The organism is Cupriavidus sp. UYPR2.512 (assembly GCF_000379565.1).
Taxonomy (GTDB): Bacteria; Pseudomonadota; Gammaproteobacteria; order Burkholderiales; family Burkholderiaceae; genus Cupriavidus.
In genome coordinates, this window is record NZ_KB902887.1 from 91,811 (window position 1) to 108,226 (window position 16,416).

Annotated in this window: 12 protein-coding genes; 1 reads left to right on the forward strand and 11 read right to left on the reverse strand. The window is 70.2% G+C overall.

What is annotated here, in order from left to right; genetic code table 11:
• Positions 1-26: 26 nt before the first annotated feature.
• On the reverse strand, positions 27-3,620 hold the full coding sequence (locus A3A5_RS0108560) for an indolepyruvate ferredoxin oxidoreductase family protein (RefSeq protein WP_018310183.1): 3,594 nt from the start codon (positions 3,618-3,620) through the stop codon (positions 27-29).
• Between the two features lie 350 nt (positions 3,621-3,970).
• Between A3A5_RS0108560 and A3A5_RS0108565 the strand changes: the two genes are divergently transcribed.
• Positions 3,971-5,269 (forward strand): NYN domain-containing protein, encoded by a 1,299-nt coding sequence (locus A3A5_RS0108565; protein WP_018310184.1) that lies wholly within the window; start codon positions 3,971-3,973, stop codon positions 5,267-5,269.
• A gap of 90 nt (positions 5,270-5,359) precedes the next feature.
• Here the strand turns inward: A3A5_RS0108565 and gspF are convergent, their stop codons facing one another.
• The 10 genes from gspF to A3A5_RS0108615 all read right to left on the reverse strand — a co-directional run bounded on the left by gspF (position 5,360) and on the right by A3A5_RS0108615 (position 16,394).
• Entirely contained in the window at positions 5,360-6,577 is a 1,218-nt protein-coding gene (gene gspF / locus A3A5_RS0108570) for a type II secretion system inner membrane protein GspF (RefSeq protein WP_018310185.1), read from the reverse strand.
• Positions 6,578-6,592: 15 nt separating this feature from the next.
• The gene (gene gspE / locus A3A5_RS0108575) at positions 6,593-8,143 is read right to left on the reverse strand and encodes a type II secretion system ATPase GspE (RefSeq protein ID WP_018310186.1); all 1,551 of its coding nucleotides are present in this window, start codon (positions 8,141-8,143) and stop codon (positions 6,593-6,595) included.
• A gap of 8 nt (positions 8,144-8,151) precedes the next feature.
• Complete coding sequence (gspD, locus tag A3A5_RS0108580) at positions 8,152-10,590, reverse strand: type II secretion system secretin GspD (RefSeq protein ID WP_018310187.1); 2,439 nt, start codon at positions 10,588-10,590, stop codon at positions 8,152-8,154.
• Between the two features lie 34 nt (positions 10,591-10,624).
• Positions 10,625-11,434: a type II secretion system protein N gene (locus tag A3A5_RS0108585; protein WP_018310188.1), complete on the reverse strand. Its 810-nt coding sequence runs from the start codon at positions 11,432-11,434 to the stop codon at positions 10,625-10,627.
• Entirely contained in the window at positions 11,434-12,042 is a 609-nt protein-coding gene (locus A3A5_RS0108590; protein WP_026200587.1) for a type II secretion system protein M, read from the reverse strand. Before A3A5_RS0108590 ends, A3A5_RS0108585 begins: the two co-directional genes overlap by 1 nt.
• Positions 12,043-12,060: 18 nt before the next feature.
• A complete protein-coding gene (gene gspL, locus A3A5_RS0108595) occupies positions 12,061-13,488 on the reverse strand; it encodes a type II secretion system protein GspL (protein ID WP_018310190.1) in 1,428 nt (475 codons plus the stop codon).
• Positions 13,489-13,758: 270 nt separating this feature from the next.
• A complete protein-coding gene (gspK, locus tag A3A5_RS0108600; protein ID WP_026200588.1) occupies positions 13,759-14,799 on the reverse strand; it encodes a type II secretion system minor pseudopilin GspK in 1,041 nt (346 codons plus the stop codon).
• On the reverse strand, positions 14,796-15,497 hold the full coding sequence (locus tag A3A5_RS0108605) for a type II secretion system protein J (protein ID WP_018310192.1): 702 nt from the start codon (positions 15,495-15,497) through the stop codon (positions 14,796-14,798). The genes gspK and A3A5_RS0108605 overlap by 4 nt, the downstream gene beginning before the upstream one ends.
• Positions 15,475-15,897, reverse strand: coding sequence for a type II secretion system minor pseudopilin GspI (gene gspI, locus A3A5_RS0108610; RefSeq protein WP_026200589.1), 423 nt, complete (start codon positions 15,895-15,897; stop codon positions 15,475-15,477). Before gspI ends, A3A5_RS0108605 begins: the two co-directional genes overlap by 23 nt.
• Positions 15,894-16,394, reverse strand: coding sequence for a GspH/FimT family pseudopilin (locus A3A5_RS0108615; RefSeq protein ID WP_018310194.1), 501 nt, complete (start codon positions 16,392-16,394; stop codon positions 15,894-15,896). Before A3A5_RS0108615 ends, gspI begins: the two co-directional genes overlap by 4 nt.
• Between the last annotated feature and the right edge of the window lie 22 nt (positions 16,395-16,416).

The following is a 16,416-nucleotide window of genomic DNA, read 5'->3' on the forward strand; positions in this document are numbered from 1 at the left end:
AGGCCGTGGTGTCATGCCATGGCCAGTCAGGCCGCGCGCTGCGCCGTCTCCGGATGGCGGAACTGCTCCAGCAGCTTCGCCCGGCGTCCGCGTACCGCCTTCAGGTTGTTTTCCTTCACATGCCCGAAGCCACGGATATCGTCCGGCAGGTTGGCCAGCGTCACCGCGGTGTCGTAGTTGGCGGCATTGAGGCCCGTCACCAGTTCATCCAGCAAGACACGGTACTCGCCAATCAGCGCGCGCTCGGTGCGGCGCTCTTCGGTCTTGCCGAAGATGTCGAAGGCACCGCCGCGCAGGCCCTTGAGCCTGGCCAGCACGCGGAACAGCTTCATCGTCGACGGACCGAACTTGCGCTTGACCAGGTGGCCCTTGTCGTCGCGCTTGGCGTTGATCGGCGGCGCCAGCCAGAAGTTGAGCTGGTAATCGCGGCCCGGTTCGCCTTCGAACTGCGCACGCAGCTTGTCCAGGAAGACAGGGTCGGTATAGAGCCGCGCCACCTCGTACTCGTCCTTGTATGCCATCAGCTTGGCCAGGTTGCGCGCCGCGGCCTCGGTCAGCGGCAAGGCCTTGCCGCTGCCAGCCAGTGTGATCTCGGCCACGCGCACGCGGTCGATGGCTTCGCGGTAGGTGCGCGCGTAGGCGGCATCCTGGTAGGCGGTCAGGTGTTCCATGCGGCGGGCGATCAGCTTCTCCAGCATCGCACCGCTCGAAGTCGGCATCTTGACCACTTCCGCGCCTTCCGCGGTGCTCTTCAGCTTGCCGGTCAGCGACAGCACGTGCTCGGGGTCGTGCGCCATATGGCGGCCCCAGTCGAACGCAGCCTTGTTCTTCTCGACTGCCACGCCGTTCAGTTCGATGGCGCGCTCCAGTGCCTGCAGCGTCAGCGGGATCCAGCCCTTCTGCCAGGCGTAGCCCAGCACCAGCGGGTTGGTGTAGATGGCGTCGCCCAGCAGCGCCACGGCCAGGCCGCTGGCGTTGATGAAGTCGCACTTCTCGCCCACGGCGTTGCGCACATCCTGTTCTGCGGACAGCCCCGGGAACTGCCACTTCGGGTTCTTGATGAAGTCGGCGGTCGGCGTCTGCGCGGTGTTGACCACGGCGCGGGTGCGGCCGGCCTGGGTCTTGGAGATGACTTCGTCGGTGGCCGACACGATCGCATCGCAGCCGATCACCAGGTCCGCCTCGCCCATCGCGATGCGGGTGGCATGCAGGTCGTCCGGGCGCGCGGCCAGCTGCACGTGCGACAGCACCGCGCCGCCCTTCTGCGCCAGGCCCGCCATGTCCAGCACGGTGACGCCCTTGTTCTCCAGGTGCGCGGCCATGCCGAGCAGGCCGCCGATGGTGACCACGCCGGTACCGCCCACGCCGGTCACGAGGATGCCGTAGGCGCGGCGGATCGCCGGCAGTTCGGGCTCAGGCAGCGCGGGCAGGTTGCCCATCGACACGCCGTGCTGCTCGGGCTTGCGCACCTGCGCGCCTTCGGCCGTGACAAAGCTCGGGCAAAAGCCGTTCACGCACGAGAAGTCCTTGTTGCACGACGACTGGTTGATCTGGCGCTTGGTGCCGAAATCGGTTTCCAGCGGCTCCACTGACAGGCAGTTGGACTTGACCGAGCAATCGCCGCAGCCTTCGCAGACCGCGTCGTTGATAAAGGCGCGGCGTTGCGGGTCCTCCATCGTGCCGCGCTTGCGGCGGCGGCGCTTTTCGGTGGCGCAGGTCTGGTCGTAGATCAGGATGGTGCAGCCCGGCACTTCGCGCAGTTCGCGCTGCACGCGGTCGAGCTGGTCGCGGTGATGGATGGCGGTGCCATCGGGCAGCTTGATCGCGCCGTTGTACTTCTCCGGCTGGTCGCTGACGATGACGATCTTCTTCGCGCCTTCGCTATGCACCTGCCAGGCGATGTCCCGCACCGACAGCTGGCCGTCCACCGGCTGGCCGCCGGTCATCGCCACCGCATCGTTGTACAGGATCTTGTAGGTGATGTTGACGCCCGCCGCGATCGACGCGCGGATCGCCAGCAGCCCGGAGTGGAAGTAGGTGCCGTCGCCCAGGTTGGCGAACACGTGCTTGTCGCCCGCGAACGGCGCCTGGCCGATCCACGCCACGCCTTCGCCGCCCATCTGGCTGAAGGTGCTGGTATTGCGGTCCATCCACACCGTCATGTAGTGGCAGCCGATGCCGGCCAGCGCGCGCGAGCCCTCGGGCACGTTGGTCGAGGTGTTGTGCGGGCAGCCGGAGCAGAACCAGGGCTTGCGCTCCGCCGTGACGCGCGGCGTGGCCAACGCCTTTTCCTTGGCCTCGATGATGGCCAGGCGCGCGGTGATGCGCGCGCGCACATCCACCGGCATGTCGAACTTGTCCAGGCGCGTGGCGATGGCCTTGGCGATGATCGCCGGCGACAGCTCATAGTGCGCCGGCAGCAGCCAGTTGCTCTGCGGGATCGACCATTCGCCGCCCGCGTTGTCCTTCTCGTCGAACTTGCCGTAGACCTTGGGGCGCACGTCGTCGCGCCAGTTGTACAGCTCTTCCTTGAGCGCGTACTCCATGATCTGGCGCTTTTCTTCGACCACCAGGATTTCCTGCAGGCCTTCAGCGAACGCGCGCGCGCCGTGCGCTTCCAGCGGCCACACGCAGCCCACCTTGTACAGGCGGATGCCGATCTGCGCGCAGGTGGCATCGTCCAGGCCCAGGTCGGCCAGCGCCTGGCGGGTGTCCAGGTAAGCCTTGCCGCCGGTCATGATGCCGAAGCGCGCGTGCGGCGAATCGATCTCGATGCGGTCGATCTTGTTGGCACGCACATAGGCCAGGCCCGCGTACCACTTGTAGTCGAGCAGGCGTGCTTCCTGCTCCAGCGGCGGATCCGGCCAGCGGATGTTCAGGCCGCCCTGCGGCATGATGAAATCGTCCGGCAGCACGATCTGCACGCGGTGCGGATCCAGCTCCACCGAGGCCGACGATTCCACCACGTCGGTCACGCACTTCATCGCCACCCATAGCCCGGAGTAGCGGCTCATGGCCCAGCCGTGCAGGCCGTAGTCCAGGTACTCCTGCACGTTCGACGGATACAGCACCGGCAGGCCGCAGGCCTTGAAGATGTGCTCGGACTGGTGCGCCAGGGTCGAGGACTTGGCCGAGTGGTCGTCGCCGGCCAGCACCAGCACGCCGCCGTGCTTCGACGATCCCGCCGAGTTGGCATGCTTGAACACGTCGCCAGTTCGGTCCACGCCCGGCCCCTTGCCGTACCACATGCCGAACACGCCATCGAACCTGGCATCCGGGTACATGTTGACCTGCTGCGAGCCCCACACCGAGGTCGCGGCGAGGTCTTCGTTCAGGCCGGCCTGGAACACGATATTGTGCGCGGCGAGGTGCTTCTTGGCCTTCCACAGCGACAGATCCAGCGCGCCCAGCGGCGAGCCCCGGTAGCCGGAGATAAAGCCGGCGGTGTTCAGCCCGGCGGCGCGGTCGCGCTCCTGCTGCAGCATCGGCAGGCGTACCAGGGCCTGCGTGCCGCTGATATAGATGCGGCCTCGCTCCAGCGTGTATTTGTCTTCGAGGGAAACGTTTTCGAGCGCGCGGCGGATGGCGTCGCTGACCGGGGAGGTCAGGGGGGCATTCATAGGTGCTCCTCTATGGGCGTGCTGTCGGGATCACCGACACCTACAGTTGTGGGCGACCGCCTCATGACCTCTTGTGAAGGTGTTGGACGGTCGTGTCTCTGCGCGGCATGGTAGCACCGCCACAAAACTGGCGGTACCTTGCAATGCAGCACGAAGCGTGCCCGTGGCGCCGGTGATTTCCCGTATGGACAGGGGTTCGCGTGTACACTGCGTTGCATCGCGAGATGGCCTGTGCCGCTGCCATGCCGTCTGCGATGCGCCACATCTGCACACCCAGCCTGGTGCAACCTGATTTCCGATTGCCCGTCCTGATGTACGCATGAGACGGGCAAACCAGTGACTACCTGAACATGACCAACTCCCCCCGCCAGGGCACCGCGACCCTGGCCGTGCTGATCGACGCCGACAACGCGGCGCCCGCCATCGTCGAAGGCCTGCTGGCCGAGGTCGCCAAGTACGGCGTGGCCGCCGTCAAGCGCATCTACGGCGACTGGACCCGGCCCAACCTGGCCGGCTGGAAGGAGCGCCTGCTGTCGCATTCGATCCAGCCGATCCAGCAGTTCCGCTATACCGTGGGCAAGAACGCCACCGACAGCGCCATGATCATCGACGCCATGGACCTGCTGTACACCGGGCGCTTCGATGGCTTCTGCATCGTCTCCAGCGACAGCGACTTCACCCGCCTGGCCTCGCGCATCCGCGAGCAGGGGCTGACCGTCTATGGCTTCGGCGAGCGCAAGACCCCCAAGCCCTTTGTCACCGCCTGCGACAAGTTCATCTACTCCGACGTGCTGCGCGCCGACGCGGAAACGGAGGGGGCCGAAGGCGTCGACGGGGCTGTCGCGCCCACGCGCAAGCGCAGCACCGGCGAGCTGCGCCAGGATTCGCGCCTGGTGCGCCTGCTGCAGAACGCGGCGCAGGCCGTGTCGGACGAAGATGGCTGGCTGACGCTGGGCAGCATGGGCAACCATATCGCCAAGCAGGCACCGGAATTCGACTCGCGCAACTACGGCTACGGCAAGCTTTCCGAGCTGGTGCAGGCCACCGGCCTGTTCGAGGTAGAGACCCGCAACGGCGGCAACAACAAGACCATCTGGGTGCGCCTGAAGAAGCGCGCCAGGGGCGGTGGCGAGGGCGATGGCCGCAGCCAGCAGACGCCGCAACAGCAGCCGCAACAGCAGCTGCGCCCGGCCCAGCAGGCCCCGGCGCAGCCTGAAGCACGCCGCCAGCCGGCACCGGCGCCCGTGCCCGCGGATCCGCCTGCGCCGGCCGTGGCCCAGCCGGAGGCGGCACCGGAGCCGGTGCCTGCCCGCGATCCCGAGGTTGAGCTGGAGGTCGTTGGCGCCGAGGCGGTGGCGTCCGAGCCGGCCGCAGATCCTGTTGCCGAGGCCGCCCCGCAGCCCGAGCCCAGCCCCAAGGGCCGCCCCGCACGCAAGCGCGCCACGCGCCGCCCCGACGTGACGCTGAGCGAAACCCCGTGGCCAATCGACCAGTCGATCTTTGCCGCGCCGGGCACGACGGTGCTGTCGGCGCAGGTTGAACCGCAGCCAGAGGTCCAGCCCCAGCCTGAGGCAGCCGCTGCCGAGGCGGTGCCCGCCCGGGCACCGCTCAGGAAGACGCGCAAGCGCCCGGCCAAGAAAGCGGAGTGATGTGGCCGGCCGGCGTAATGCCGACCCGCCGGCCCCACCCGCCAAAGAAAAACGCCGGCTTCGCGCCGGCGTTTTCTCTTGCAGGGGCCTTTACCGCACCAGCTGATTGATTTCGATGATCGGCATCAGCACTGCCAGCACGATCAGCAGCACCACCACGCCCATGGTCAGGATCAGCAGCGGTTCCAGCAGGCTGGTCAGGAACAGCGTGCGGCGTTCCAGCTCCTGCGCCTCGCCCTGGGCGGCGCGGTCCAGCATCACCGGCAGGTTGCCGGTGGCTTCGCCGGAGCGGATCAGGTGCACCAGCACCGGCGGGAACTGGTTCTGCGCCGCCAGCGCGCGCGCCAGCGAGGCGCCTTCGCGCACGCGCGTGTTGGCGTCTTCCACGTTGGCGCGCAGCGCCTCGTTGGTCAGCGTCTCGCCCGCGGCCTGCAGGCTGCGCAGGATCGGCACCCCGGCCGACACCAGGATGGCCAGCGTGCCGGCAAAGCGCGCGGTGTTGTAGCCGCGGATCAGTTTGCCCAGCAGCGGCGCGGTCAGCAGCCAGCGGTGCCATTCCAGCCGCACCGCGGGCTGGCGCAGCAGGCGGCGGATGCTCAATGCCGCCACCGCGATCACCGCCAGCGCCGCCCACCACCAGTTGCGCACGAAGTCCGACAGCGCCAGCATGATGATGGTCAGCATCGGCAGCTTCTGCTTGGTGTTGGCGAACACGCTCACCACCTGCGGCACCACATACGACAGCAGGAAGATCACGATGGCAAACGCCACCACCGTGACGATGGCCGGGTAGGTGAAGGCCAGCCGGATCTTTGCGCTCAGCGTGTTGCGCGATTCGATATAGCCGGCCAGCCGCTCCAGCACCAGCCCCAGGTGGCCGGAGTGCTCGCCGGCCGAGACCAGCGCGCGGTAGATGTCGGGGAAGTCGCGCGGGTGTTGCGCCAGTGCCACCGACAGCGAACTGCCGCCCATCACCTCGGCGCGGATGCCGGCCAGCAGCTCGTGCACATAGGCGCGCTCGGCCTGGTCGGCCAGTGCCCCCAGGGCCTCGTCCAGCGGCAGCCCGGCCACGATCAGGCTGGCCAGCTGGCGCGTGAACAGCGCCTGCTCCTGGGTCGACAGCTTGCGCGCAAACAGCTGGCTGCCGCTGCGCGGCGCCAGGCCGGCGCCGGCCAGCGGGTCGACGGTCAGCGGTGTCAGCCCGCGCGCGCGCAGCTGCGAACGCGCCTGGCGCGGGCTGTCGGCCTCGATCACGCCGCGATCGGTCTTGCCGGCGGCGTCGGCGGCTTCATAGCGGAAGGCTGGCATCCGGGCGGCTCCGCCTTAGTCGCGCGTCACGCGCAGCACTTCCTCAAGCGAGGTCGCGCCGCTGTCGACCCAGCGCTGCGCGTCGCCGCGCATGGTGTGCATGCCGTGCGCCAGCGCCACCTGCTTGATCTCGGACTCCGGCGCCTGCCGGTGGATCATGGTGCGGATCTCGTCACCGACGGTCAGCAGCTCATACACGCCCATGCGCCCCTGGTACCCGGACTGCCCGCACTTGTCGCAGCCCACCGGGTGCCACACGGTCTGCAGCGGCTTGCCCTGCGCGTGCAGCACCTCGGCCCCGGCCGCGGCAACGTCAATCACCTCCTCGCGCTTGCAGTGCGGGCACAGGCGGCGTACCAGCCGCTGCGCCAGCACCCCCAGCAGCGACGACGACAGCAGGAACGGCTCGATCCCCATGTCGACCAGCCGCGTCACTGCCGAGGCCGAGTCGTTGGTGTGCAGCGTGGCCAGCACCAGGTGGCCGGTCAGCGAGGCCTGCACCGCGATCTGCGCGGTTTCCAGGTCGCGGATTTCGCCGATCATGACCACGTCCGGGTCCTGGCGCAGGATCGCGCGCAAGGCCTTGCCGAAGGTCATGTCGATGCGCGCGTTGACCTGGGTCTGGCCGATGCCGTCCAGGTCGTACTCGATCGGGTCTTCCACGGTCATGATGTTGGTGGTGCGCGCATCCAGCCGCGACAGTGCCGCATACAGCGTGGTGGTCTTGCCCGAGCCGGTCGGCCCGGTCACCAGCACGATGCCGTGCGGCTGGCGGATCAGGTGGTCGAAGCCGCGCAGCGTGCCGGGCGCCATGCCCAGCCTGGCCAGGTCGAGCCGGCCCGCTTCCTTGTCCAGCAGGCGCAGCACCGCGCGCTCGCCGTGGCCGGTGGGCAGGGTCGAGACCCGCACGTCGACCGGGCGCCCGCCCACGCGCAGCGTGATGCGGCCGTCCTGCGGCAGCCGTTTCTCGGCGATATCGAGCTGCGCCATGATCTTGATGCGCGAGATCAGCGCGCCGTGCAGCGCCTTTTTCGGCCGCACCACGTCGCGCAGCGTGCCGTCCACGCGGAAGCGCACCACCGACGACGACTCGAACGGCTCGATATGGATATCCGAGGCCCCTTCGCGCGCGGCCTGCGTCAGCAGCGCATTGATCATGCGGATGATCGGCGCGTCGTCCTCGGATTCAAGCAGGTCCTCCACCGCCGGGATGTCCTGCATCAGGCGCGACAGGTCCACCTCGCCTTCGACCTCGCCGACCACCTGCGCGGCGCTGCCGTCCTGGCGGTGGTAGGCGTCGGTCATGGCGCGCTCCAGCGCGTCGGGCTCCAGCACGCGCAGGCGCAGCGCGCCGTGCACGCGCGCGACCTCGGCCAGCGCGGTCGCAGACGTGGCGCGGGTCACCCAGACTTCCAGGCCGTCAGGGCGCTGGTGCGCGACCAGCAGCGGCGCCTCGCGCGCAAAGCCGTACGAGACCAGCCGCGCCGCCATCGGCGAGGGCGGCTCCAGGGTCTCGCCCGGCGCGTTCGTGCCGGCGGGCAGGGCAGTTTGGACTTCGCTAGCCATGTCGGGGCCTAGTTCTGGAGCGCAGACTCGCCGCGCAGGCTCAGCGGCTGGGGTGCGTTCGCCGGTGGTTGCGGCAGCTGCTGCGGTGCCGGCTGCATGGGCTGTGGCTGGCCCGGCACGCCGGGCTGCGGGGCATTCTGCGGAAGGGACTGCTGCAGGGGCAGCGGGGCGGCAACCGGGCCGTTTGCACGCGGATCGACGAACGGCGTGGACGGTGCGTCGGCCGGCGGCAGCAACGGCGTGTTGGTATCACGCACCATGATGTTAGGCGAAACAAAGCCCTGCTGCTGCGCGCGCATATAGTCGTAGCGGTCCTGCGTCAGGCGGTCGGCGGCGCCGGCCGTGCGCATCACATAGGGGCGCAGGAACACCAGCAGGTTGGTCTTGGAGCGGTTCTTGTTCTCGTAGCGGAACAGGCCGCCGATCCATGGGATGTCGCCCAGCAGCGGCACCTTCTGTACGCCGTCGCCATACGAGTCCTCGATCAGCCCCCCCAGCACGATGATCTGGCCGTCGTCGATCAGCACGTTGGTCTCGATCGAGCGCACGTTGGTGGTCGGGCCCTGGACCAGGCCGAGCGTGCCCGGCACCACCGACGACGATTCCTGGAAGATCTGCATCTTCACCAGCCCGCCGTCGGTGATCTGCGGCTTCACGCGCAGCGTGATGCCCACGTCCTTGCGGTCGAAGGTCTGGAACGGCGTGACCGAGGCCGCGCCACCGGTCTGGGCATAGGAGCCGGTGGTGATCGGGATGTTCTGGCCGATCAGGATCTTGGCTTCCTCGTTCTCCAGCGTGATCAGGTTCGGCGTGGACAACAGGTTGACGCTGCCGTTGGTGCCCAGCGCGCGCAGCAGCGCGCCCAGCCCCAGGGCCTTGTTGACGATGCCCAGGTTCAGGCCGCCGATGTCGGGAACCAGTTGCTGCGCAGCGACGATGCCGGCGGAGCGGTTGCTGTCGGCCAGCGCCCCGGCCAGGGTCAGGTTCAGGATGTTCTGTCCGCCGGTGCCGAAGTTGGTGCCGGCAAACACATTGTTGTTGCCGCCTGGCGAGCTGATCAGGCCCTGCCACTGGATGCCGAGCTGGCTCGCCTGCGTGGCGGTCACCTCAACGATCATCGACTCGATATAGACCTGCGCGCGGCGCGCGTCGAGGTCGTCGATCACGCCGCGCAGGTTCCGGTAGACCGGTTCGCTGGCGGTGATGATGAGCGAGTTGGTGGACTGGTCGGCCTGGATGATGCCGCCGGTGGCCGGCTGGGTACTGGCGCCGAACGATGCGGCGAAGGCCGAGTTGCCATAGGCGCCGCCGGAGCCGCCCGCCGCGCCGGTGCCGCCCCGCATGCTGGCCTGGGTGCCGGTGGCGCCGCCGGTGAACTGCCCGCCGGCCGGCGTCGAGACATTGGTCATGCCCGCCGCGCCGCCGATGCCGCCGGCCTGCCCGCCGGGCTGGGTGGCGCTGGCAAAGCTGCTGTCGGCGGCGACGATGGCGCGCAGCGTGGCCGCCAGCTTGACCGCATCGGCGTTCTTCAGCGGCACCACCCAGATATTGCCGGGGCGCGCATAGGGCTGGTCGAGCTTTTCGATCAGCTGGCGCGCCTGCTGCAGCCGCGCGCGGCTGGTGGCGCGGATCATCAGCGAATTGCTGCGCGGCTCCGCCACCACCGAGGTGCGCAGGCTGGCGTCGACGCCCGGTGCGGCGCCGCCGGTGGCGCCCGCGGCGCCGGGGTCGAGCAGCTTCTGCAGCACCGCCGCGGTATCGCTGGCCAGGGCGTGCCTGAGCGGCACCAGCTCGACCTCGCCCGAGGCCGGCGCATCGACCGCGGCGATGATGCGCGCCAGCCGGCGCAGGTTGTCGGCGTAGTCAGTGATGACCAGCGTGTTGTTGGCCGGGTAGGCGGTGATGGTGTTGTTGGGCGCGATCATCGGCCGCAGCACCGGCACCAGGTTGTTGGCCGATTCATAGTTCAGCCGGAACACCTGCGTCACCACCTGGTCGCCGCGGCTGGGGCTGGCGCCGACCACCGTGGGCGAGCCCTGCAGCTTGGCGTCGGCCTCGGGCACGACCTTGGTGAAGCCGTTGCTCTCGACCATGGCATAGCCCTGCATGCGCAGCACCGAGCCCAGCGTCTGCAGCGCCTGCGCGCGCGAGACCGGTTGTTCGGTGACCAGGTTGACCGTGCCCTTCACGCGCGGATCAATCACAAAGTTCTTGCCGGTGGCCTGGCCGACCGCCTTGATCACGGAATCAAGGTCGGCATTGACGAAGTTCAGCACCACCTGGTCGCGGTTGGACGGCGTGATGTCGGGCGGCGCGGGCGGGGTGCCGGTGCGCGCGCCGGGCTGGGCCCACAGCGGCGCGGGCGCCAGCAGCGAGAGCCCGCACAGCAGGGCCACGGCGCGGGCGCAGGCGGTATGGAAAACAGGTCGGATGGCGTGGGTTTTCATAGTCATTTCCGGGCGCTCCTGGATTGGCCTGGCATCAGAAGCGCAGCCTTGTCACATGGTTGTCTCGTCGTCCCAGCAGGCTCAGCAGGCTGGTCAGTTGCGTTGCCGCTTCGGGCTCGGCGTGCGCGGTGCCCTCGAAGCGCGCCTGCCGCCCTAGCGTGCCGCTGCCCTCCAGGTGCAGCGGCCCGGCGATGGTGCTCAGCTGCAGCTTGCCGCCACCCTCGCCGGTCCAGTCGAGCTCGGCGCGGTAGCTGCCCAGCGGGCGCACCCGGCTCACGGCCGACGACACCTGTTCGATGCGCAGCGTCATATGGCCGCTCATGCCCTGGCCCGAAAAGCGCCCCTGCAGCGTGGACCAGTCCACACGCATCAGGCCGTCCGGGCGCAGCGTATTGAATGGCGCGCCGATGCCTTCGAGCAGCGCCGCGGGCAGCCGGATGGCGCCTGCCTGCGCGCTCCAGCCGCCGGGCATCACGGTGATGGCGACCGGCGCGGCCATGGCCTCGGAGTGGCTCACCACCAGGCGCGCGCTGCCGCCCAGCAGCGGCCAGAACGCCAGCGTCCATTGCAGCCGGCCGGGCAGCACAGTCGCGGTCTGGCTGCCGGCGCCGGCCGACAGCGCCAGCGTGGCGCTGCCATGCCAGAGCGAGCCGCTGGCATCGGCCAGCAGTACCCGTCCCTGCGTCTGCGTGGCCACGCGCGCGGCGATCCATGCCGCCGGCAGCATCGCCACCACGGTCACCGCGGCGCTCGCCAGGCCAAGCCCCAGCCAGCGCAGGCGCCGCCATGCGGCCGGCTGGCGCAGCTTGCGGCGCGGCAGGCGCAGCGTTTCCAGCCGTACCATCAGCTGCGGCCGCCCGGACCCTGCAGGGTCGCGCTGACGTTCACCAGCGCCGTGGCGCCGACATAGACGATGCGGGCGTCGATCACCTTCATGCGCTGCTGCTGGCGCACGTCCTGCAGCCAGCCGCTGACCGCGCCGAAGGGCACCTTGTCCAGCTGCACCTGCACGCTGTTGTCGGCGCCGGCGGCCAGCCGGGTCGCCTTCAGGCCGTGCTGGCCCAGGCTGTCCTGCAGCGCCTGCGTGAGCGCGTCGCCGCGCAACGACGGCGCCGGCGTTGCCTTCAGGCCGCGGGCTTCCTGCGCCAGGGTTTCCATTTCGGCCAGGTCCGCGCGCAGCTTGGGCAGGTTGCGCGCCAGGCGCTCGCGGCCGTCAGCGGCCGGCTCCCACAGCACCAGGTAGCCGATCACCAGCGCCAGCACGGCGCCGCCGCCGGCCAGGATGGCCTGTTCGCGCGGGTTGCGCGCCGACCAGAAGGCGTTGAAGCGCTCCTGCCACGCCTGTGGCACGGACGGGCGCAGCCGCGCCAGGCGCGTGCGCAGCGCAGAGGTCGCGCCTGGCCGGCTGGCGCGTGGCGACTGGCTTCGGGCTGTGTCTTTCATGGGGTTCATGCTTGCTGGTGGGCCCGCTTACAGGCCGGGCCTGACGGTCCAGCGCGAGCCGGGCGTCACCGTGGTGCCTGCGCTGCTGCTGGTACTGCCAGCGGCACCACCGGCCTTGTCTTCTTCCATTTGCAGCCCGGCCTGGCGCGCGGCGCTGCGCAGCCCGGCCGTGTCCGTGCCCGGCTTGAGCGTCACCACCAGCATGCGGCCGCGGTACTCCAGCGCCTGCAGCGCGTCGGGCGGCAGCCTGCGCGCGGCCTGGCCAAAGCGGTCGGCCAGCGGCAGGAAGTCTTCCGGCGTGCTGCGGCCGCTGGCGGTGCGCAGCTGCTCGACCTGCCGCCGCATCTGCAGGGGCGCGTCGAGCACGGTCTGGATCTGCGGGAAGGCGCCGTGCAGCGCCTGCAGCTGCGCGGCTTCCAGCCGCTGCTGCTCGCGCCGCAGCAGCAGCCAGTGCGTGTTCATGCCGATGACCTGCACCAGCACGATGCCCGCCAGCAATGCCAGCGGCACGCGCCATGCCACCAGGTTCCAGCGGTCGGCGCGGCCCTGCGCGAATTCAAACTGCGCCAGGTCCAGCGCCGGCTCGCGCAGGCAGCCCTGCGCGCCTTCGATCCACAGCTGCCAGCTGGTGCGGGCGGCCTGGCGCAGGTCGGGCACCGGCGCCGCGGCGGCAGCGTCGGCATCGGCATACCAGGTGCCGGCGGGCGCAAGCGCCTGCCAAGCGGCCAGGGCATCGTCGCCCAGCAGCAACCCGTAGCCGGCGTGCGCGCCGGTGCGCACGGTCAGTTGCCACTGGCGCGCGGCATCGGCGGCGGTGCCGGGCAGTTCGCCGCTCAACTCATCGCTCAACTCGCCGCTCTGGGCCAGGGCGCTGGCGGCGGCTTCGACTACCAGCGCGGCCGTCGGCGCCGGCGCGTCGGCGTTCGCCAGTGACGGCTCGGTGCCGTCTTGCTCGGCGCGGGCCAGCGGCACGCACAACTGCGCGGCCAGCACATGTCGGCGCCGGTGGCGGTGTTCGGCAAAAGCGTCGAGCACGGCGCGCAGCCAGGCGCGGTCGGCCACCATCAGCAGCCGCTGGCGCGGTCCGCGCGCGGCGCTGCCGTCCAGGGCAGGGCCCACGCCGATATGGCACGGCTGCGCATCGGTCGCGAGCGCGTCCTCGACCAGGTTGGGCAGCGCCTGTTTCAAACGGGCGGGCGGCAGCGGCGGCACGCTGGCGGTGGTCAGCAGTACGTCGCTGGCGGCGAGGATCAGCACCAGGCGCTCGGCCGCGGGCAGGTCAGCGATGCGGGCGTGGCCTTCGCGCAACACTTCCGGCGCCGCACGGGTCTGGCCGCGCCGCGCCGTGTCGGCCGTGGCCGTGCGCACCAGCGCGAACGGCAGGGTGCCGAACTGCCACGGTTGCGGCTGGTCATGCGGCCGGTGTGGCAGGCGGACGTACAGGGTGGTGCTCAAGGTTTCCTTGCTTTGGCGTCAATGGAACGGCTCGGGCAGGCGCATGGCCGGTTGGGATGCGCCCTGGAGCGCCCCGGAGTCAGAAACTTGCCGGGGCGCGGGGATGCCGGCGGGCGGCCAGGAAGGCCGGACGGCGGCGGGTGGGCTGGTGCCACGCTCGCGCCAGCGCCGCAGCATACCTTGCCTGTGTGACTAAACCGCGTCAATACCATTCTCCCCGGTTGCTCCCGCGTGCAAATTCGGCCTGTCGCCTGGCCTGGTGGGCGCCGCTCAGCGCAGCTCCGGCAGCCGGTCCGCATCCTGGATCCAGACCACGCGGGTGGTGTTGGCCGTGCCCAGCGGCTCGCCGCGGAAGATCAGCGACACCTGCAGCCGGGTGGCGCGCTCGTGCCGCACCAGTCCGTAGACCAGGAAGTAGTGCGTGCGCACGTCGAGCAGGTTGCCGAGGTTGGCGGCATCCGCCTGCGGCGCCAGCGCGGCCAGCTGGGTCTGCAGGTTGCCCAGGTTGTTGAAGTAGGCGCGGTCGCGCTGGCGCACCAGTTCGCGCGCGCGCTCCAGCGGCAGCTTGTCGATGACCGCGGCCAGCACCTCGGCCTCGGCGGTGTTGGCGTTGACCAGCGTGCGCTCGGGCAGCACGGTGACAAAGGGCTCCAGCACCGCCACCATCTCCGGCGTGTAGCCGGGCAGCGCCATCAGCCCCTGCACGCTGTCCAGCGGGCGCGGCGCCGGCTGGCCGCTGGCATTGCCGCCCTGCGCGGCCTGCAGCATATAGCGCGCCGTGGTCTCGGCCAGCGACGGGTTCAGGCCTACCGTCTGCAGCAGGCGGCGGTATGCGGCCTGTGCCGCCGGGTCGACCGAGGCCGCGCGGCCTGGCTGGCCGCCTTCGCCGCCAGTGGCGGTCCACACCACCAGGTTGGCCAGGTTCAGGCGCGCCTGCGCATCCAGGATGCGGCCCGACAGGAACGAGGTCTCGCCCGCGACGTCGGTGCGCAGTGCCGCGCCGAGGAAGTCCGACAGCCGCGTCTCGGCAATCGGTACCGCCCACGGCTCGCCCAGTTCGTCGACATTGGTGCGGCGCTGGTCGTCGCGCAGGATCAGCCGCGCCCAGTCCACGGCGGCGCGCTCGATCCAGGTGGCCTGGGCCAGCAGCCGCTGGTTCTCGATGGCGCGGATCTGCACCTGCTGGCGCCACAGCATGCCGGACACCACCACCACGGCCAGCGTGACCATCAGCAGCGCGGTGACCACGGCCGCACCGCGCGGGCGGCGGCGCAACGGCGCCAGGCGAGACGGGCGGCTGGCTTGCCTCATAGCCCGGTCATGCAGATTTTCTGGAACTGCCGCGGCGCATCGCCGTCGCCCATGCGGGCGAAGATGGTCAGTTCCACCGCGCGCACCGCGGTGTTGGGCAGCGCGGCGCCGGGCGCGGAGGCGGCCACGGCGCTGGCCGCGTTGCCCGCGAACAACACGTTGCGGATGCGCCCGCTGTCGGCCTGCCAGCCGGCGGGCTCCACCCATGCGCGCGTGCTCATGCCATCCACGTCGGCCAGCACGCGCCGCACCTGCGCGGTATTGCTGCCGCCCTGGCGCAGCGCCAGCAGCGCCGACTGCAGGCCGGCGCGGCTGTCCACTGGCGGCGCGGCTACGCGCACCAGGGTATTGCCGTCGAGCTGGTACGACAGCGCCTGCCAGGTCGGCGGCTGGCCTTCATCGCGCCGGTCGCGCACCAGCAGCAGCCGGTTCTGGCCGATCTCGACCGGGCTGGCCTGCAGCAGCGTGGGGTTGGCCAGGTGCTCGCAGTCGGCCTGGAGCTGGCCGTAAAGCACCTTCAGCGCGTCCAGGCGCGCATCGTGGTCGGTGAGGCGCTCGCGGCTGCGCGTCAGGCTGTCCAGCGCGCGCCAGCCGATCACCGCCATCACCGCCAGCAGCGTGATGGCGACCAGCATTTCCAGCAGCGTGAAGCCGCGGGGCTGGCGCAGACGGCGCTCAGAGCACGTTGCGGGTTTCATTGGGGACAATGGTGACCAGCCACGCCAGGCGTACGGACTTGTCCGTGGCGGACGGGTAGACCGCGATCTCGACGCGGCGGAAAACGGGATTGGGCGTGCCCGAGACGGATTGCTCGCAATACAGCGGCGTGCCGCCCTGCGGGCAGGCATAGCCGCTGACGCCGGGCTCGGGCCAGGTCTTGGCCAGGCGCAGCGCGGCCAGGTGGTTCTCGGCACTCCACTCGGCCAGCATGCGCGCCTGCAGCGACGCGCTGGCATCGACCATCGAGCCCATCGCGCGCATCGCCGCGGTCAGCGCGACCGCCAGGATGGTCAGCGCCACCAGCACTTCGATCAGCGTGAAGCCGGCGTTGCGCCCGTGCCGGGCCGGCCGGGACAAAGCGCGAGGGCAGGTATTCATGGCGTGCTGGCGAAATAGCGGCCGCTGCCGTCGCCGGCAACGTCCACGCGGATATCGCCGCGTACCAGGATCAGCCGCTGCGGGGCATCGATCAGCTCGCGCCCGAAGATCAGCCGGGGCGGGCTGCTGGTCCCGGTGCTGCGGCCCCCTTCGGCGACGATGACCTGGTCCAGCGCCAGGCGCCAGTGGCCCGGGGCAAATACGTCGGTACGCAGGGGGATCCAGCCGTTGGGGGTCGATTCCAGGAAGCGCCAGCCGCTGGCATCGCCCTCCCAGGCGATCGGGCGGGCGCCAAGCTGCGCCTCTTCCTGCGCCAGCTCGAACAGCCGCGCGATGCGCTGGCCGTCGTCGAGCACGCGGCCCCGTTCATTGGGCGAGGCGTTGACCGCCACCAGCGAGATCACGATGCCCGCGATCACCATGACCACCAGCAGCTCGAGCAGCGTAAAGCCGCGGCGCCGGGGGCCGGATGCGCGGCAGCGCGGCGCCGTGGTCATGGTTGCAGGGGGAGGTGGCGGG